This window comes from Aeromonas sp. 604176 (genome assembly GCF_049170755.1).
Lineage (GTDB): Bacteria > Pseudomonadota > Gammaproteobacteria > Enterobacterales > Aeromonadaceae > Aeromonas > Aeromonas veronii_A.
The window spans coordinates 20,195-39,586 of sequence record NZ_JAAKNE010000034.1 but is presented as its reverse complement, the minus strand read 5'-3'; the positions used below and the strand labels follow the sequence as shown (position 1 = coordinate 39,586).

Here is a 19,392-nt window from a genome sequence, read left to right as displayed (position 1 = left end):
CAAAGGCGCCATCTTTCGCATTGATATGAGGAGTTGCCATTCTCTTGATTCCTTCACACTAGGTTGAGTTTTATTGTTTTATAAATTGCCCGCCGCCGAAGTGGCGGGCGGGTAAATTACAGGAAGCTGGTACCGTACGCCAGTTTCGGCAGGCCGTGGTAAGCCGCGATGCTCTGGCCGATATCGGCAAAGGTCTCGCGACGACCGACAGAGCCAGCCTTGACCGGCTTGCCGAAGAACAGCACCGGAATGTATTCGCGGGTGTGGTCGGTACCACCCCAGGTCGGGTCACAGCCGTGGTCGGCAGTCAGCACCACCACGTCGCCATCCTGCAGCAGCTCAAACAGCTCCGGCAGGCGGGAATCGAAATACTCCAGCGCACCGGCATAACCGGCAACATCACGGCGGTGGCCGTAGGAGGAGTCGAAGTCGACGAAGTTGGTGAAGACGATGGTGTTGTCACCGGCCGCTTTCACCTCTTCCAGCGTGCGATCCCACAGCTCGGTCAGACCGGTCCCTTTCACCTGCTTGGTGATGCCCTGCTGGGCATAGATGTCGGCAATCTTGCCGATGGAGACAACCTGGCCACCCGCATCTTTCATGTAATCCAGCACGGTCGGCGCCGGCGGCAGCACTGAGTAGTCGTGGCGGTTGCCGGTACGCTTGAAGTTGCCCTTGCCACTGCCCACGAACGGACGCGCAATCACGCGGCCGATGTTGTAGGGCTCCAGCAGCTCGCGAACGATGTGGCACAGCTCATAGAGCTTCTCGAGGCCGTAGGTCTCTTCATGGCAGGCAATCTGGAACACCGAGTCGGCGGAGGTGTAGAGGATCGGCTTGCCGGTCTTCATGTGCTCTTCACCCAGATCATCAAGCACCTGGGTACCGGAGGCGTGGCAGTTGCCGAGATAACCTGGCAGACCAGCCTTCTCGACGATGGCGTCCAGCAGCTCCTGCGGGAAGCTGTTGTGGTGATCCTTGAAGTAGCCCCACTCGAACAGCACGGGCACGCCGGCGATCTCCCAGTGACCGGACGGTGTGTCCTTGCCGGAGGAGAGCTCCTGCGCAAAGCCGTAGGCACCGACCACATCGATATCTTTCTTCAGCCCTTCCGGGAAGTAGCCGGAGGCCTGCTCGCAGGCGTGGCCCAGACCCAGCTTGTTGAGGTTCGGCAGATTGAGGGCGCCACGGCCTTCAATTTCACCTGCCGCACACGCCTTGGCGATATGGCCAAGGGTGTTGGCGCCCACATCTCCGAACTTGTCGGCGTCGGCAGCAGCGCCAATACCGAAAGAGTCCATCATCAGAATAAAGGTACGTTTCATGGGTCTTCCCCTTGTTACAAATCGGCCAAGGTGATACGGCGGTACACTTCAGGCAGTGCTTCCGGCCGCTCGCCACCAATCCGAACAGCCGCCTGCACCATGCTGGCAGCCTGAGCATATTGCTCTTCAGTCTGAGCGTGGATCATCGCGATCGGCTTGTCAGCATCAACACTTTGACCCAGGCGGATAAAGTCGGTCAGACCGACCGCATAATCAAGTTTGTCACCGGCAGCGCGGCGACCACCGCCCATCGCCACCACGGCCAGACCCAGCTCGCGTGTATCCATGGCGGTCACGAAACCGCTGTTGGCCGCGAAGACCGGGCGCACGATGGCAGCCTTGGGCAAGTAAGCGTCATAACGCTCCATGAAATCGGCCGGGCCACCGAGACCAGTCACCATGCGACCGAAGATCTCGGCTGCCTTGCCGTTATCCAGCACCGCCTGCAGCTTGGTGCGGGCATCGCGCTCGTCGCTGGCAAGACCGGCAGAGATCAGCATCTCGGCGCACAGCGCCATGGTCACTTCGTGGATCCGCGGGTTGCGGTATTCACCTGTCAGGTAACGCACCGCTTCACGTACTTCCACCGCGTTACCGGCGCTGGAGGCCAGCACCTGGTTCATATCGGTCAAAAGCGCAGAGGTGCGGCAACCGGCACCGTTGGCCACGGCCACAATGCTCTTGGCCAGCTCTTCGGAGGCTTCGAAGGTTGGCATAAAGGCGCCGGAGCCCACTTTCACATCCATCACCAGCGCTTCGAGCCCGGAGGCGAGCTTCTTGGAGAGGATGGATCCGGTGATCATGGCGATGGATTCGACGGTTGCAGTAATGTCACGTACTGCATAGATACGCTTGTCAGCAGGGGCAAGATCGCCGGTCTGGCCGATGATGGCCACGCCCGCCTCTTTCACCACTTTCAGGAAACGGTCGTTGTCGACCGAGGTCTGGTAGCCGGGAATGGCATCCAGCTTGTCGAGGGTACCGCCGGTATGGCCCAGACCACGACCGGAGATCATCGGCACGAAACCGCCGCAGGCAGCGACCATCGGGCCAAGCATCAGGGAGACAACGTCACCCACCCCGCCGGTGGAGTGCTTGTCGACAATCGGGCCACCCAGATTGAGGTGATCCCAGGTCAATACCATGCCGGAGTCGCGCATGGCGCAGGTCAGGGCAACCCGCTCATCCATGGTCATGTCTTTGAAGTAGACCGCCATCGCCAGCGCGGCAATCTGCCCCTCACCGATGGTGTTGTTGGTAATGCCCTGAACGAAGAATTGAATTTCTTGGGTACTGAGCGCTTCACCGTTGCGCTTCTTGCGAATAATTTCTTGAGGCAAAAACATCTTTCATTCCCTCCGCCATTGCTGGCGTTACACAAGCCTGAATCTTTGCCCGCACACCGCATGGTGGGGGCTAACAGGGCGGACAGCTGTCCGCCCTCTCATCGACCTATTAGTAACCGCTGGTGTTGGCCGGCTTGTCGCCATGCCCCAAAGTGGCCAGCAGACTGGCCAGCAGGCTGGATGCACCAAAGCGGAAGGTACGGGCGGATACCCAGTCGTTGCCGAGGATCTCTTCGGCCATGGCCAGGTACTGACCGGCAACGGCGGCGTCTTTCACGCCACCAGCTGGCTTGAAGCCGACTTTCGGATTCTTGGCCTTGATCACTTCCATCATGATGCGTGCCGCTTCTGGGGTCGCATTGACCGGCACCTTGCCGGTGGAGGTCTTGATGAAGTCGGCACCGGCATCGATACAGATCTCGGAAGCGCGACGGATCAGCGCCTCTTCTTTCAGCTCGCCGGTTTCGATGATCACTTTCAGCAGCACGTTGGCACCACAGGCCTCTTTACAGGCTTTGACCAGATCAAAACCAATCTGTTCATTGCCGGCCATGAAGGCACGGTACGGGAACACCACGTCCACTTCATCAGCACCGTAGGCGACAGCGGCACGGGTCTCGGCCACGGCGATCTCGATGTCGTCGTTGCCGTGCGGGAAGTTGGTCACGGTCGCAATGCGTACGTCGGCAGCGCCGATCTCACGCAGGGTCTTGCGAGCGATAGGGATAAAACGGGGGTAGATGCAGACGGCGGCGGTCAGGCCAGCCGGTGACTTGGCCTTATGGCACAGGTCGATCACCTTCTGATCGGTGTCGTCATCGTTCAGGGTGGTCAGGTCCATCAGGTTCAGAGCGCGCTGAGCGGCCACTTTCAGATCAGTCATTCTGTTCTCCAAAGTCTCGATTTAATCCAGATAACCGGGCACCACCAGACCATCCAGCGATGGATGCACAGGCAGTAATCCCCAGCTATACGGGAATGGAATTACAGTGCGAAGGCACCGGCACTATCGGGATGCTATTCAAAACACCCTGCAGGCACTGCGACTGTAAATAAGGCAAGAGCCCTGTCACTTTCTTACAAAAGTGCGGACTTGGTTCCATGAAGACTTGAGAAAGGCCGACAGCATCTGACCCGACTTCCCAATCAATTCCATTTGACCGCCAACACCCGATTTCATCGAGTATTAGTCATTGCCAGCACCCTGCTGGCAACGCCTATTTCAGCCGAGATACCCCCTGTTTGCAAGCCGGATTTGCCAATTTCAGAGGTACCTCACATCTGGCAAATCCAGGTCTAAAAAAGCCTTACGAAAAGAAACGGGTCAGGATCCAAGAGTAGGCCAATCCCCCCAGATAGACCCCGACGATCCCCATTACCCCGGATAAAACGGGAGGCGCCGGGATCGGCAATTTGAGGAAAGAAAACAACAAACCAACTATAAAGCCGGCCACCATCGCCAGTAGCACTTCATTCATATAACCTCCGATTTGACTCATTTTATTATTAGTTTAGATAGGAAAACGGTTGTCACCGCTCCATACGCGAACGCCACGGCAGATGCCGTGGCGTTCGTGTTTTACCCTGTCAGTCAGGCGGCGATTACATGCCGGACAGTGCTAGGAAGAAGCCTGCGATGGTCGCAGACATCAGGTTGGACAGAGAGCCAGCCAATACGGCTTTCAGACCAAAGCGTGCAATGGTGCCGCGGCGGTTCGGCGCCATGGACCCCAGACCACCCAGCAGGATGGCAACAGAGGAGAGGTTGGCAAAACCACACAGCGCGAAGGAGATGATCGCCTTGGTGTGATCGGACATGGCCACACCGTTGATCAGCACTTCGTCTTTCAGGTACGGAGCGAAGTTCAGGTAAGCCACGAACTCGTTCACTACCAGCTTCTGACCGATGAAGGAACCGGCAACCACTGCTTCATTCCAAGGCACACCGATCAGGAAGGCCAGCGGGGAGAAGATCCAGCCCAGCAGCAGTTCCAGAGAGAGTTGCGGATAACCGAACCAGCCACCCACACCGGAGAAGATGCCGTTGATCATGGCAATCAGACCGATGAAGGCCAGCAGCATGGCGCCGACGTTCAGGGCCAGTTGCATACCGGCAGAGGCGCCAGCAGCAGCAGCGTCAATGACGTTGGCAGGCTTGTCATCCAGCTCGGCATCGGCAGAGCTTTCGTCGTAGTTCGGGGTCTCGGTCTCGGGAACCAGCAGCTTGGCGAACAGCAGACCACCCGGTGCAGCCATGAAGGAGGCTGCAATCAGGTACTCCATCTTCACGCCCATGGAGGCGTAACCGGCCAGTACGGAACCGGCAACGGAGGCCAGACCACCACACATGACGGCGAACAGCTCGGAGTCAGTCATCTTGGAGATGTAAGGACGAACCACCAGCGGCGCTTCGGTCTGACCTACGAAGATGTTGGCAGTTGCAGAGAGGGATTCGGTGCGGGAAGTACCCAGTACTTTCTGCAGACCGCCGCCCAGCAACTTGATGACCATCTGCATGATGCCCAGGTAGTAGAGCACTGCAATCAGGGAAGAGAAGAAGATGATGACCGGCAGAACACGGAAGGCAAAGACAAAGCCGCCGCCACCGAACACTTCAAACATCTTGTTGCTGACCAGACCGCCAAACAGGAAGTCGATCCCGTTCTGGCCGTAGCTGATCACGCTGGATACCGCGTCGGACACGCCGACCAGGATATCGCGACCAACCGGAACATAGAGAACAAACGCCCCCAGACCGGCTTGAATTGCGAACGCACCGACAACGGTACGGACGTTGATTGCCTTGCGATTGCTGGAGAACAGCACCGCGATAAGGACGAGCGTCGCCATCCCTACCAGACCCATGAACAAATTCATTATTATCTTCCTCTAGTAGCACCTGGCTTGTTAGCGAGTTGTTATTAAACCCAACTAATCAAGGGGAGCGCATTATACTAATTAAAGTCCGATAAAATAGAATGCTGGTCACATTTTATCGTTATCAAAATGTCCAAGTGTCACAAAATTAGACAGCAAACGATTTTTACGCTCATTTTTTTTCCTGACAACTAAATCAAGTGTTGCGAATTTGTTTCATTGCTATTGGTCGTGATGGAAAATATGCCGGGCAGTTTCAAATAACACCTTGGTAACATCCGCCGATGATTCCTCCCGCAAGGTCATCAATATTTCCGCTATTTTCGGCAGTGCTTCCGGGGTATTCCGGGTGCCTTGTGCGCCTTGCAACGGCATATCGGGCGAATCGGTTTCCAGCACCAGGGCCTCGAGCGGCATGGCCCGAAATACCTCTCGCGTCTTGTTAGCCCGTTCAAAACTGATCACCCCGCCCACCCCGAGTCGAAAGCCCAGTTGCCAGAAAGCCTCCGCCTGCTGCAATGAACCGCTGAAAGCATGGATCACCCCGCCACGAGGCGGCTTGAAGCGGCGCAACAGCTTGGTCACAGTGTCATTGGCGCGCACCGAGTGGATCATAAGGGGGAGCCCGGCATCTGCAGCCAGCCGGATCTGAGCCTCAAACAGCGCAAGCTGCCCCTCCTGCGGCACGTGAGAACGGAGGTCCAGCCCACACTCACCGATAGCCACCAGCCTAGCAGGTTGGCTCATCACCAGCGCTCGCAGCCGTTCCATCACCCCCTCACGCTGCTCACCGGCATACCAGGGATGAATGCCCAGACCATAAAAGAGGCCGTCATGCTGATCTGCCAGTGCCATCACACGAGTCCAGTTATCCTCTGCGATGGCAGGAATGATATACTCCGTCACCCCTAATGCCCGACAACGGGCCAGCAGCGCCTCCCTGTCTTGGTCGAACACCGGAAAGTCGAGATGGCAATGGGTATCTATCAGCTGCATATCACTCACACCTGTTTGCGGTATTTAATGGGTCATTGAACATGATGAACAACAAAAACAACGGCTTTACCCTGATTGAACTGGTGTTGGTGATCATAGTGCTGGGGATCCTGGCCGTCACCGCCCTGCCCCGCTTTATCAATATCAAGGATGATGCCCTGAAAAGCACGGTCTCGGCGACCGCTAGCAGCTTTGCCAGTGCAGTTCAGCTAGCTAATGCAGGATGGGCGGTGAAAGTGCAAGGGCAAGCGATCGCGCTCTACAACCTAAGCAGCTTTGGTAAAGGCGATGTGGATATCAATCGATATGGTTGGCCGGCAGGCTCTGAAGAAGATCAGGGGCGTAAGGGAAGCGATGAGCCATATAAACCAGGCTCTATGCACATCTCGGTCAATAATGCTGAGGATTGCGAGTTGCTATTTACTAACCTGCTAGATAGCAGTCAGAGCGTTGCTTCCACAGAGCGGCCTGACGCTGTTCAAAAGCAGGCAGATTACCTCACCACCATGATTGGCCCGAGCCATCCGGATGAAGATGAAGGTAACGAGGCACACAATAACTGCAGCTATATTCTTCGCGATTCTATCGGCCGCTTCCCGGATCACCCCAACGGCCTTGGCTTCGAGTACAACAGTGTTACCGGCGCCGTGACCCGCAATTTTGATTGAGCTCAGCCTCTTCTGCGCAAACTCGCTCTTTGCTTGAATCATCATCATAACGAACCGGCGTGCAGCAGCGCCGGTTCTCCTGAGTGAGCCCCCACTCCTCGCACCACGCGTCATAACGGGCCAACCAGCGTAACAATACTCCTTTCATGGTCACTCCTCCGCCAACGAATTCAGGTCAAAAATCATCCTAATCAGGTTCAGCTGGAGGGGCAAGCCATCCTCATCATTGTGATTGGCGAGATAAAAAAGAGCCGGTCAGCATAGCCAACCGGCTCTTTTAACATTCTCCGAAAAGATTCCCTGATGAGCGACAGCTCATCTGCCTCACAGGCTCTTCAGTTTCTCTTCCGGCAGGGCCAGCTCGTCGTTGTGGTTAACGCCGATGCCACGCTCCAGCACATGGCGAGCGATGGCATGGGCCTCTTCCAGCGAATGCATGCTGTAGGTACCGCACTGATACTCGTTCAGCTCGGGGATCTTGCCCTGCTCCTGCACGGTCAGCACGTCGCTCATGGCTGCCTGCCAGGCGGCACCGACACGGGCCTCGTCCGGCGCACCGATCAGGCTCATGTAGAAGCCGGTACGGCAACCCATAGGGGAGATGTCGATGATCTCCACGCCGTTGCCGTTCAGATGATCACGCATGAAACCGGCGAACAGGTGCTCCAGGGTATGGATACCACGCTCGGAGAGGATCTCCTTGTTCGGTACGCAGAAACGCAGGTCGAACACAGTAATGGTGTCTTTGTTCGGGGTCTGCATGGTTTTGGCCACACGCACCGCTGGCGCTTCCATACGGGTGTGGTCAACGGTAAAACTGTCCAATAACGGCATTTCTGACTCCTGATTGGGTTACCAGAACCAGCCCCCGCGGGAGAGCTGGTCCTTGCATTGTCGATACTGGGCGCCGTAGCGCCGGGCGCGAGCTTCCACCTTGCGCGAGGTTTTCATCAACCACCCCTTGCTGCGATAGCTGCCACGCCGATAGCCACCCCACCCTTCGTGATAATTGAGATACTGGCCATAGGCATCCCACTTGGAGGTGCCATTGAGCCGCTGGGCCTTGTTAGTGTACCAGCCCATAAAATCGATGGCGTCGGCAAAGTCATCGCGATCGCTCCAGCTATTGCCGGTCTCTCGCTGGTAATCGGCCCAGGTCTCGTCTTTCACCTGAGCGTAACCATAAGCCGAGCTCGCCCGCCCGGTCGGAATAAAGAGGAAATACTCCATCGGCGGCTGGGCGTCGTGTACGAAGGAGGACTCCTGATACATCATGGCCATCACCACATGGATCGGCGTCCCCCACTTCTCGTTCATCTTGAGCGCAGCCTTGTGCCACTCCGGCTTCTCGCGAAAGATCTGGCACAAGTTTTCCGGCTGTGCCGGCGGGCGGGTACTGCACGCAGTGAGTACTGCCAGCAGGCCGGCCACCGCCACGATGCGCTTTCGGGACATCAGAGCAGAACTTGTTTTGCTCTCCTGAACATAACGAGGCAAAAACGGCATCAGATAGCGTCTTCGTTCTCTTCGCCGGTACGGATACGAATGACGCGTTCCACCTCGCAAACGAAGATCTTGCCGTCACCAATCTTGCCGGTGCGGGCGGTGTTCTGAATCGCTTCCAGACAGGCGTCGAGATCCTCGTCCTGCACTACCAGCTCCACCTTCACTTTGGGCAGGAAGTCGACCATATATTCGGCACCGCGATAGAGCTCGGTGTGACCCTTCTGGCGACCGAAGCCTTTGACTTCGGAGACGGTCATGCCGTTGATGCCGATTTCGGCCAGGGCCTCGCGCACATCGTCCAGCTTGAACGGTTTGATGATGGCTTCAATCTTCTTCATGGTGACTCCTTACCAGTTCTGTTTGCCAAACCCGGAAGTAATGGGGTAACGGCGATCCTTACCAAAGTTGCGGGCCGTGATACGGGGCCCAACCGCCGCCTGACGGCGCTTGTATTCGTTGAGATCCACCAGACGGATCACCTTGCGTACCACCGCCTCTTCGAAGCCCTCCGCTACCATGTCGGCTACGGACGCATCCTCTTCCACGTAGCGCTTGAGGATGGCATCCAGGATGTCGTACGGCGGCAGGCTGTCCTGATCCACCTGATCCGGCGCCAATTCTGCCGAAGGCGGACGGTCAATAACCCGCTGCGGGATCACATAGTCGACCGAGTTGCGATATTCGCACAACTTGAAGACCAGCGTCTTGGGCACATCTTTCAGCACGTCAAAACCGCCAGCCATGTCACCGTACAGCGTGGCATAGCCAACAGCCATTTCACTCTTGTTGCCAGTGGTCAGCACGATACGACGACGTTTGTTGGAGAGCGCCATCAGCAGCACGCCGCGGCAGCGGGCCTGCAGATTCTCTTCGGTCGTATCGCGAGCGGTACCTTCAAACAACGGCGCCAGCTGGGTCATAAATCCTTCGAACATCGGCTCGATGGAGATGATGTTGAACTCAACCCCCATCCGCTCAGCCTGCTCCTTGGCATCTTCCACACTCATCTGGGCGGTGTAGCGGAACGGCATCATCACCGCTTGCACCTTGTCGGCCCCGATGGCATCGGCCGCGATGGCCAACGTCAGCGCCGAGTCGATGCCGCCGGATAGGCCCAGCACAGCGCCGTGGAAGCCGTTTTTGGTAACGTAGTCGCGCACTGCCAGCACCAACGCCTTATAGGTCTCGGCCAACGGCTCCAGCGGTGCAGCGGGTTCCCGCGCCTTCACTGGCTGGCCATCGGCAAAACGTACCAGCGCCAGCTCTTCGGCAAACGGGGCCAGCTTGTGAGTCAACTCGCCCTGGCTGCTGAACACCTTGGAGCAGCCGTCGAAAATCAGCTCGTCCTGACCGCAGACCTGATTGAGGTAGACCAGCGGCAGACCGGTCTGATCGCAGCGCTCGGCCATCAGCTCGCGGCGGATCCAGGGTTTTTCCTGATCATAGGGCGAGGCGTTGATGGTGAGCAGCAGCTCGGCCCCCGCAGCCTTGGCGGCCAGCGCCGGGCCAGGCTGCCACAGGTCTTCGCAGATGAGTAGACCCAGATTGTGACCACGGAAGGGAACCACACAAGTCTCGGCCGCGGCGGTGAAGTAGCGCTTCTCGTCGAATACCCCGTAGTTGGGCAGGTCCTGCTTGAAGTAACGGGCAATCAACTTGCCTCGCTCATAGAGGGAGGCTGCGTTATAAAGAGCCTCACCTTCACGCCAGGGATGCCCGACCAAAATGGCGCAGTTGCCCTGCCATTCGGCAATGCGAGCCAGCGCGGCATCGACCCGCATCATCAGATCGGCGCGCAGCAGCAGATCTTCCGGTGGATAACCGGTCAGGGCCAGCTCGGAGCAGACCAGCAGATCGGCACCTTGCTGCTCGGCCTGAGCCGCCGCAGCGAGCACTTTGTCAGTGTTATCTTCGATGGCGCCTACCGTCAGATTCAACTGGGCAAGCATCAGAGAGAGGGCTTTTGCCATGGCGATGCATCTTGTATTCGAAAATGATGGGGAATGATAAAGAAAAGGCGCTGGCTGTGCCAGCGCCCCGGATTCAAGGGGTACAACTTAGATTGGCCGCATTGGTTACACCATTATCCACCAGCAGGGCACAAGGACCACTAATCACCTGACCGTTGGCGGGTGGCGTCATGGCGATGCTGAGGGAAGCTGGTTTCAACAAGTAAGTTTTATTTCCCTGTGCACTGTAGGAGAAGTTCACCACCAAGCTACTATTTTGCGCTGCCGTACAGACATAGGTAGCCGGCTGGTTGTTAGCCTGGGGTTTATCAATACGGCAAGTAGCCCCCGTAGTTGTGGTACTGACATTCAAGCCACCGAAGGTATTTTTGCTGCAAGATACTGGCGCAGTATTGTTGCCATTCCCCTGCTCAAGACACTCGATCCGTCCCGATACCGTGAGAGTTGGCACAGTCTGGGAGCTGGTATCGATCGAGATAGGCATGGTGGCGACCTTGGCCTCACTTCGATCTACCGGTGAGATAAGTGAAGCTGTGATCCCCGAGTTACCTTGGTAGGCCGTCACCTTGATCGATGCACTTTGCAACACGTTGGATGCATCCTTGGTGCTCTTCTTGGCGGACAAATAACCACGGCTGTAGCTACCAAAATAATAGCTGCCAAGATCAACGACTGTCTTGACAGGCTCGTTGGTCACACCGACATAGTCAGAGGCACTGCCAGTCAACTGGCCACTCAATGGCACCAAGCTCCACTCCGCCAGCATGGTCAGATTGATATCCTGAAACGGAACCTTGGCCAACAGATCCTGAGAGGTCAGATCGAGCTTCGAGAGACTGTCCGGCGAGAGCAGATCCACGTAGATACCTCTAGCAATCAACTGGGCGGTCCCCGTATTCATGGTGATCTTGGTGCTGGTATCTCCCCCTGTCGCAGCATTGGCAGGCAACCAATCCGCAAATTCGGTGATCGTCGGCGGCGTGGCCGTGGGGTTTGCGGTCCAGTTGAGGGTGTTTTTCTGCCAGGTGATGTAGGTAGTAACTACGTACTTGATGTAGTTCTGATAGCTGGTCTGGTTTGCGGGCTTGGCAAGAAAATCAGCGCTGGTCACGACAACTTTGATCAGGTTCCAGTCAGGCAGCGGGCGATAGTAACCATCAAGTCTGACAAAGCGGCAGGCATCCACATAATCGCCACTATTGACCGATGAGAGGCCACTGTTGTAACGCAGTCGACTGGTATTGAGTGGAGCGTAAAACTGTTCGAAACTGCTGCCGCTGCCATCGAAATGATCCTTGCAGCAACTGGTGCAGAGACTCGGTTGATCTCTGACACTGCTGTTGAGTACCCCGGTCTGCTTGGTAACCTGGGAGCCCACATTCCAGTACAACAGGTTGCTGCTGGTCAAAATGGCCTTACCGGGCAGGTAGGCATTGACACTCGAGCCATAACTGCAGGAACAGGAGACCGATGCCAGATCCTGCAGCACCTGTTGAGTATTGCCACCATTGTCTGGCTTATAGGTAACAGTCTCGAATTGCACCAGTTTGCCAACAGAACCATCCTTGGAGGTCACAGTGGGCAATGGCTTGCTGGTCTCTTGCTTGCGCCCTTCCTGGTCAATCTGGATGGAAATGACATCGGGCGCGACCCCGGGGGTATAAACCACATGGGGCGGTTCACGACTGGTATCCAACCCCCCGTTAAACTGATTCTGGGTTAATGACTCAACAGGCGATACCGCACCGGAAAGCAACAAGGAATGGGACTGCCCGACGCTGTCGCTCCAACTGACAGTGACATTGACCACCTTTCGGCCAGAATAGGCATGCAAATAACCCGCCGGGATAGCCGTTTGCCAGCCAGAACCATTCCAGTACTGATTGCTGACGGTCCAACTAAGGGCATAAGTCCCACCGCCATCAGGAGGTGTCGCCGAACTGGAACCTGCCGCGATACTGTTATAAGCAGTAAGCGGTGAAACCGCGCTTACCACTCCATTGAAGGTACGAAACGCATCCAGTTTTGACTCCGCCAGACGCATGGCTACCTCATAACGGCGGCTATCCTGGGAGGTATTGAGCAACGAACGAGACATAGCCACCAATCCTGCGACCCCCACTCCCAGCAGAACCAGAGTGATCAAAATCTCTAACAGCCCAAATCCCTTGTGCGGTTTCATACATGCTCCTACCAGTCGCGCCAGCTACCAGGCACCAGATTGATGCTCTGAAACGCAGCCCCATTTTCGATATTGCTCAACACCGCCTGATCATACTTGGCATCAAAGGTACCGTTAGCCGTTTTGCCCAGTTGATAGTTGGCCACCACGGCACCGTTGACGATAGCCCCCCCCTTCAAGCTGATATCAGTAGTCGCCGTAGCAGGCGTGGATGAATAGGCAAACACCAGCCCATAGAGGGTAGCGCTCCCATTGACCATCAGATTGCCATTGCGAACGATGAGTACCACGGGCGCAGCAACCGAGCCGATAGACCCACCCGGTTTGCAGTCTCCATCGACGATAATAAGGCCGCTTGAGGCGGTCGAGAGCGAGTCGCAATTATTCAACCGTTGTACTGCTCGTGACTCCAGATTGGCCCACCCCGTAGCGTCATCATTCTCGTTAAACAGATACCAGACCAGGTCTGTGGGGAATGCCGTATCATTATCTTTGATGTCCGACTGCTTATCACCCTTCTGGCTAATGTAGGTACTGCACCCGCCGCTGTAGTCTCCCTGGTGGCAAGTCTGACCAGAACCATTGGTCAAATCCACATTGCCATTCGTCCAGACAGATAACGGAACCCCTGGCCCCCCACCGTTAGGGTTGGCCACCACAGTGAAGTTGCCGGATACTGCCATACCACCGGCAACTGTCAGGGGGGCTGCGGGAGTGCCGGCCAACACGCTTATCTTGATGGCCTTCACCTCAACCTCTGCATTGGCGGTACTGTCCACCAGGGTTGCCATAGTGCGCACTTTAACCGGAACTACGTTCGCCCCACCGACAATCACGGTCGGTTCATCCAGAGCCCACAGGGTATAATTGCCAGCCGAAACAGTGATAGATATACCGCTACTGGGGGTGCGCCAAGCTGCATCCTGCGCAAGCCGTCCGACCCCATCCGAGAGACCCAGCTCGGCCAGTGCCAACGCCTGCCGGTACTGTACTTCATTAAGACTGACACGACGGTCAGCAACCATCAGCTTGCCCACCAGCAAAGAGATGCCAAGCAGGATCACAATAAGCAGCAGCGTAATAGTGAATGTGGTAAAGCCAAGATAACGTTTCATGGCATCAATACCCGTCGTTACGCAGCTTGATATCACGCTGCAAGGTGAGTTTAAGTGCACTATTTGCCTTTAACTGACCCGATATGGCCAAGCGCACAGTTCTCGCGCCAGCCGACGCACTGCTTCCAAGCAGCGAAAAAGTGAGGTCAGTCACCTCAATGGTGTCATCGGTACTGAGTAAATTCCCCGTGCTGCAACTGGTACCGAGCTGCACCCCTTTGTCGGTACTGTCGTAGCTGTAAATAAAGATCTCATTGGCACCGAGGGTTCCATTGTTATCATCATCGTATTTCAGCCGGATACAGCGATAAATCTTGGAACCAGTGATCGTCTCATTCATCAGGTCGCTGCCAGTATCAAAATAGAAGGGGGATCTGGAGCCTGATGCAGCATTGAGAAACACAGTAGCTCCCTGATCGTAACCAGTTCGCTGTACATCACGGGCAATCATGTCCGTGATACTTTGCAACTCCTGATTTAGACGACTTACCTGCATCGATGTTTGATTGGCCTTGAGAATAGTGGCGAACAAGGATGTTACGGCTGCAACCAAAAACAGACCTGCGACCATGGCCACCATTAACTCGACGATGTTAAAGCCTCGTGCCAGACCTAATCGCATGGAGAGCTCCCCGTGACTGGCTCGGTTCTCACTCGCCCATTTGTGGCAATAATAACCCTGTGCTCAGAGGTCCCGTTCTTCAGACAAATAGAACCATTGCCCAAACCGCCACTGCCGTGAAGATCTTTGAATGAGCCTCTACGGTTATTGATTTCAAGAGCATTTTCAGAACCGGATAATTCATAGTTTGTCGTCAGAGTAATGCCGTTAAACTCGCTGGCATCAACGCCCTTGCGACCTTCAATAGCAGAACATGAATCCGAGCAGCTATTACATGCCGAATCAAGAGCGATGCGATAGCACCAATTGGCCTGCCCCGCATTGAATATCTTGAAGATTATCGGTTTATTACGTTTGATAGCCTCAGACTTGAGCAGCATGATATCCGTGTAAACGGCTTGGGTAGCCGCCTTGACTATCTGCTCCTGGCGCAATGACTGATAACTGGGGATGGCTACGGTTAGCAGCAGGGCGACCAGAGCCATGGCGATCATCAATTCAATCATGGTAAAACCGGCTGAGCGCCCCTCTGCGAATTCCATTGGCTAAAGACTCCTTTCTTTTCGCACATGCCAGTAGAGTATGATGTCAGTACTATCCTATAGTATCTATCTGTTTAACGAACCCTGCCGCGCCCATGAGAATCAAACAATCCGGAATCACCCTGCTGGAATTGATGGTGGTCGTTGCCATCGTTGCCATCATTGCCGCTGTCGCCTACCCGAGCTTTACTGACGGTCTGCGTAAATCTCGTCGAGCCGATGCCATCAAGGGCTTGCTGACCATGCAGCTCAAACAAGAAGAATTTCGCATCTCCAATGCCAGTTACAGCAGTGCGATAGCCAGTGTGGGCAACCCAACCAGCGATTACTACACCTTTAGCATTTCTGGCGCCAGCGCCACCGCCTACACACTGGTGGCCACCAGCAAGGGGGCCCAGGTCGGCGACAAGGCCGGCAATACGGCCTGTGATACCCTGACTATCAACAAGGCCGACATCAAGACGCCTGCCGAGTGCTGGAACTGAACGCTACCAGCATTCGGTGGCTGTCATGGTGGCTCGTGATACCCCCTGCAGTCCGCTCTGATCGAGAGTCAACAATCCACAGGGATCGCCATTCATCACACCGGTCGGAATGGCGGTCAGGGTATAACGGGCCCCACTGGCATTGAGCGCTACATTGTAATACGCAGCCCCCCCATCCCTCGGCAGGGTCGCCAAGCCGGCAGAGGCTAGGTTACCGGCGTCGTAATTGCCATTGGCAGTAAACTCCCGCTCCAGATATTGCGCCGCTTCCAGCAACACTGCCTTGGCTTCGGCCCGCTTGGCAGCCGCCATGTAGTTGTTGTAACTGGGATACGCGATCGCGGCCAGAATGGCGACCACTGCGACCACTATCATCAACTCAATCAGGGTAAAACCACGTTCCATGCCAACCTCTACTCCAGTTGCAACCAGGACTGGCGGCCACCCAGATCGCCTGCCCCCTCTTCCAGCGTGACCGAGATATTTCCGCTGGAGCCGCTGATATATTTGCGCTCCATCTCGGCATCTTCCACTACGCTTGGCGTCGTGGTGAGCTCATCAAATTGCTTGCCGCTGACCGGCACCTTGATGTCATTGCCGGCTTCATCCTCGATCGCGACGTAATCATCATCGTTGACGGCCCCGTCGCCGTTAACATCAAACACCGAGTAGGTGAGTCTGGCCCCCGAGATGGGATCCAGCTCCATCAGCCAGGAGCGGCCACCAAAGTCACAGGCATCCGCCGACGGGATCAAGGTATTGAAGATCAATCGCTTATGCCGATAGAGCATCTCGGAGACGGCCCGCTCACCGACCCCCTTGCTCAAGCTTGGCGATTTCAATAGCAGATACCAACCCTTTTGGCTGGTGTAATTGACATTCCGGTTGGAGACAACCCTCACGTTGAACTTGATAGTGGTGCCGTTGGCCACAAACTCATGGGTGATGCTCTGCTGCAACAGCTGGCTACTGAGCACGGTAGCCCCCGTATCCCAGATACCGTACACCGCTTCCAGCCTCGGCGTGGCGGGAACCAGTTTGTCATCATTGGTAAAATAACTGCCAGTCCCCATCATCACCATAACCCCCCCTTTAGGGTGCCGAATAGCCAAAGGACGCATGGTGATCGGCTGACGCGTACCGGCACTGCAGCTGCCATTACAAGCCTGGAACAGCGGCTTGGGCTTGTTGCCCGTTTTCAAAGCACTTCCCCACTGGGCACTGTTTTTGTCAGTCAGATCGAATTTCCACAGATTGCCGTGCAGGTCACCGGCATAGACATAGTCGACAACCCTGTCCCCGTCTTGATCTACCGGCAAGGGGGAAGATAGACCGTTGGGCTCGCTGGAAGACCCTACCTCGGTATCAATCTCTTTGATGATGGCGCCAGTCGCCAGATCCAGCACAAACAGCCTCGCAGTCTGACTGGTGCTGTTGTAACCATTCGCAACCAGAGCAACCCATTTGTTGTCGGCTTTGACACGTACCAGAGTGGGTGCCGCCAGTGCAACCCCCATTTCGCTATCGGTGAACTCCCACTGCATCTTGTCGGCGGTGAAGTTATCCGGGGCCGTCACATCGATGGCAAATACCGCCTTGCCACCGGCACCGGTGGATCCCAGCAAGATGCTCTTCCAGCGACTGCCCAGATAGGCATCGCCCACCCTGGGCGTCCCATCCACATAGTAGCGATGGCTGTAATTCGGTCTGGTCAACTGATTCAGCTCGCCCAGCAGGCTGGACGGGATATAGGCCAGTCGCTCGACACCGTCGGCGACTCGAAATCCGTGCAGCATACCGTCATTGGCACCGACATAGAGCATGGGTGGGCGGCGGGTAATCGCCGTCGAGCTTAGAAAAGCCTGGTAACCCTCCCGCTCGGTCTGGGTCAGACCGGCTGCACTGCTGTAACCGTAATCACGCTTGCCCACGTAGACGGGATCAGAATTGATGATGTCGCCGAGCAGATCACTACGATTACGAAACGCACCACCATTGCGCTGCTCACCACTGCGATCACCGCGCAGATAGGCGACACGGCTTTCTCCCTGGTTGTCACCAGCGACATTGAATAGAGCCCGGTTGGTCACATTCAGCGTATCCCAACGAAAGGGGATGCCGACACCATCTTGCCGGGTGAAGATATTGCGTGCCGAAGGCTCGGGGATCAAGGTAGCGGCATCCCAAGCGATCTCCCCAAGGGTGCCATCGCTGTTCAGCGGGATCGAGACCAGTTGCCCCGACCAGTCGCCGCTGTTGTAGCGGGCCTGGTAGATGTGGGTATTGCTGTCCAGCCGGGTTGCGTTGGCGGTTACCGAGCTGGCGGAGCTGTTACGGGCGGCAATCTGTGCCAGCGTACTGCTCAGGGCTGCGGCGAAGGTATCGGGATCTGCCGCGCTGAAGAAATTCCCTTTGCTGTTGACGGCCGCATGCCACAGATCATCGATTTTCTTTGCATCGGAGCCGTAGGGGCTGGGCCAACTCACAGGCTTCCCGCTGGCAGGGTTCAAGGTGCCGTTGACCCCCAATCCGACCGTGAAGTTGACCAGATGCTGCCAATTAGCGGGATCCTCCGTGCTGGTCGGAACCTTGTTTGCGAGATCGGGACGCAGATCCGTTTTCCAGTAATGGTAAGCCACATCAGCCAAGGTATCAGCGGTTCCATCATTGTCTTGGTCACCGACCGCAGGGTCAGGATTATAAGCTCGCCCCTCACTCCAGTAACCATCGGTCATCAGAATGTTATAACTCTGGCGACAGGTAAGATGAGGAAGCGTGCTACCGGCACTGGCGGCCCAGGGGCCATCGCCACCCGTCTTGGAAAAGTAGTTTCCCACATGCTGGAGGCTGGTCCGCAGTGGAGTACCGGCAGCTGGAATATCGCGGCTATAGAGATCGTTGAAAAAGTCACTGCGATTAGTACCCGAAAAAGCGGCCACATCACGGATCACACTACCGCTGGCATTGATGGTGGCAAAACCGACTCGCAGCGCTTGCCCCTGGCTGGCAAAGGCACGCCCAATGCCAGCTCGTGCCGCCAAGATCCGCGAGCGATAATAGGTGTACCAGTTAGCAAAATTTTGAATTTCTTCCTCATAGCTACAGACCGGTTTACTGACACAATCGCTGCGAGTTGGGCGATTAAGGTAAGTCTTACCAGGCCGAATTTCCACCCGAGTGTAGTTACTGCTATTTTTAACATTACCGCTTCCCTTATAGTCAAAGTAAACGGCTGGCCAATATATCTCCTCTGTCACATAATCTCGTTCTTTCGGACCGAAATAATAACGCAGTTTTTCCTCGTTGTTTTCCCGAGTAAGATCTCTGCAACCCATATCGGGCTTGGATGGATTATGCCAAGCGCATTTCGGTTTAGCTTTTTCCATCAAGGAACCATCAGCGTTTACCCAACGCAGATACGTGACCTGAGGATTATAATATAATTTATTATTATAGTTAGAACGGATATAAGCATTACGATCATTATTACTATCAAAGGTTACCGTGTAGTTATTATAATCCTCATTGCCATATATTTTATTAGCCCTTGGATAAACATAACGCGCTTCATTCTCTATGAGTGATTCTGGCATGATTTCGAAATGCATCGAGCCTGAATCATCCAGGGTAAACATGATATTGGGATCGGCCCGGGTGCCGAGATAGAGGGGAACCTGGGCAATATCGAGCGCCGCCTGTGCCGAAGCACAGCAGAGCATCACTGAAAGGCCAAAACCAAGTTTGCCCATACACCGCCT

Annotated in this window: 18 protein-coding genes; 2 read left to right on the top strand and 16 right to left on the bottom strand. The window is 55.7% G+C overall.

Features of this window, described 5'->3' with window-relative positions:
- Positions 1 to 116 precede the first annotated feature (116 nt).
- From G5358_RS08495 to G5358_RS08470, 6 genes are all read right to left on the bottom strand, one after another.
- On the bottom strand, positions 117 to 1,325 hold the full coding sequence (locus G5358_RS08495) for a phosphopentomutase (RefSeq protein WP_421323945.1): 1,209 nt from the start codon (positions 1,323 to 1,325) through the stop codon (positions 117 to 119).
- 14 nt (positions 1,326 to 1,339) lie between these two features.
- A complete protein-coding gene (gene deoA / locus G5358_RS08490) occupies positions 1,340 to 2,671 on the bottom strand; it encodes a thymidine phosphorylase (RefSeq protein WP_005358033.1) in 1,332 nt (443 codons plus the stop codon).
- A 109-nt stretch (positions 2,672 to 2,780) separates the two neighbouring features.
- Entirely contained in the window at positions 2,781 to 3,554 is a 774-nt protein-coding gene (gene deoC / locus G5358_RS08485; protein ID WP_005340468.1) for a deoxyribose-phosphate aldolase, read from the bottom strand.
- Positions 3,555 to 3,978: 424 nt separating this feature from the next.
- Positions 3,979 to 4,149 carry a XapX domain-containing protein gene (locus G5358_RS08480; RefSeq protein ID WP_005340467.1) on the bottom strand — a complete coding sequence of 57 codons (171 nt, stop codon included), beginning with the start codon at positions 4,147 to 4,149 and terminating at the stop codon, positions 3,979 to 3,981.
- A gap of 124 nt (positions 4,150 to 4,273) precedes the next feature.
- The gene (locus tag G5358_RS08475; RefSeq protein WP_019445565.1) at positions 4,274 to 5,548 is read right to left on the bottom strand and encodes a NupC/NupG family nucleoside CNT transporter; all 1,275 of its coding nucleotides are present in this window, start codon (positions 5,546 to 5,548) and stop codon (positions 4,274 to 4,276) included.
- Between the two features lie 222 nt (positions 5,549 to 5,770).
- Positions 5,771 to 6,544, bottom strand: coding sequence for a TatD family hydrolase (locus G5358_RS08470; RefSeq protein WP_421323944.1), 774 nt, complete (start codon positions 6,542 to 6,544; stop codon positions 5,771 to 5,773).
- Between the two features lie 41 nt (positions 6,545 to 6,585).
- Here G5358_RS08470 and G5358_RS08465 point away from each other — a divergent pair, with 41 nt between their 5' ends.
- A complete protein-coding gene (locus G5358_RS08465; RefSeq protein ID WP_421323943.1) occupies positions 6,586 to 7,212 on the top strand; it encodes a type II secretion system protein in 627 nt (208 codons plus the stop codon).
- Between the two features lie 324 nt (positions 7,213 to 7,536).
- Here G5358_RS08465 and luxS read toward each other — a convergent pair whose 3' ends face one another.
- From luxS to G5358_RS08425, 8 genes are all read right to left on the bottom strand, one after another.
- Positions 7,537 to 8,046: an S-ribosylhomocysteine lyase gene (gene luxS / locus G5358_RS08460; RefSeq protein ID WP_033112946.1), complete on the bottom strand. Its 510-nt coding sequence runs from the start codon at positions 8,044 to 8,046 to the stop codon at positions 7,537 to 7,539.
- A gap of 18 nt (positions 8,047 to 8,064) precedes the next feature.
- Complete coding sequence (locus tag G5358_RS08455; protein WP_421323942.1) at positions 8,065 to 8,667, bottom strand: transglycosylase SLT domain-containing protein; 603 nt, start codon at positions 8,665 to 8,667, stop codon at positions 8,065 to 8,067.
- Between the two features lie 50 nt (positions 8,668 to 8,717).
- Positions 8,718 to 9,056 (bottom strand): nitrogen regulatory protein P-II, encoded by a 339-nt coding sequence (gene glnB / locus G5358_RS08450; protein WP_005308848.1) that lies wholly within the window; start codon positions 9,054 to 9,056, stop codon positions 8,718 to 8,720.
- A 9-nt stretch (positions 9,057 to 9,065) separates the two neighbouring features.
- Positions 9,066 to 10,688 (bottom strand): NAD+ synthase, encoded by a 1,623-nt coding sequence (locus G5358_RS08445; protein WP_421202917.1) that lies wholly within the window; start codon positions 10,686 to 10,688, stop codon positions 9,066 to 9,068.
- A 73-nt stretch (positions 10,689 to 10,761) separates the two neighbouring features.
- Complete coding sequence (locus tag G5358_RS08440; protein WP_216952862.1) at positions 10,762 to 12,870, bottom strand: type IV pilus modification PilV family protein; 2,109 nt, start codon at positions 12,868 to 12,870, stop codon at positions 10,762 to 10,764.
- An 8-nt stretch (positions 12,871 to 12,878) separates the two neighbouring features.
- Positions 12,879 to 13,985 (bottom strand): PilX N-terminal domain-containing pilus assembly protein, encoded by a 1,107-nt coding sequence (locus G5358_RS08435; protein WP_216952861.1) that lies wholly within the window; start codon positions 13,983 to 13,985, stop codon positions 12,879 to 12,881.
- Positions 13,986 to 13,989: 4 nt separating this feature from the next.
- Entirely contained in the window at positions 13,990 to 14,577 is a 588-nt protein-coding gene (locus G5358_RS08430; RefSeq protein WP_216954532.1) for a PilW family protein, read from the bottom strand.
- Between the two features lie 20 nt (positions 14,578 to 14,597).
- Positions 14,598 to 15,149, bottom strand: coding sequence for a GspH/FimT family pseudopilin (locus G5358_RS08425; protein ID WP_216952860.1), 552 nt, complete (start codon positions 15,147 to 15,149; stop codon positions 14,598 to 14,600).
- 95 nt (positions 15,150 to 15,244) lie between these two features.
- Here G5358_RS08425 and G5358_RS08420 point away from each other — a divergent pair, with 95 nt between their 5' ends.
- Entirely contained in the window at positions 15,245 to 15,634 is a 390-nt protein-coding gene (locus tag G5358_RS08420; RefSeq protein WP_100654566.1) for a type IV pilin protein, read from the top strand.
- 3 nt (positions 15,635 to 15,637) lie between these two features.
- Here G5358_RS08420 and tppA read toward each other — a convergent pair whose 3' ends face one another.
- Together tppA and G5358_RS08410 are read right to left on the bottom strand one after the other, a co-directional pair.
- Positions 15,638 to 16,039 carry a type IVa pilus pseudopilin TppA gene (tppA, locus tag G5358_RS08415; RefSeq protein ID WP_100654567.1) on the bottom strand — a complete coding sequence of 134 codons (402 nt, stop codon included), beginning with the start codon at positions 16,037 to 16,039 and terminating at the stop codon, positions 15,638 to 15,640.
- 8 nt (positions 16,040 to 16,047) lie between these two features.
- A complete protein-coding gene (locus tag G5358_RS08410; protein ID WP_216952858.1) occupies positions 16,048 to 19,383 on the bottom strand; it encodes a pilus assembly protein in 3,336 nt (1,111 codons plus the stop codon).
- Between the last annotated feature and the right edge of the window lie 9 nt (positions 19,384 to 19,392).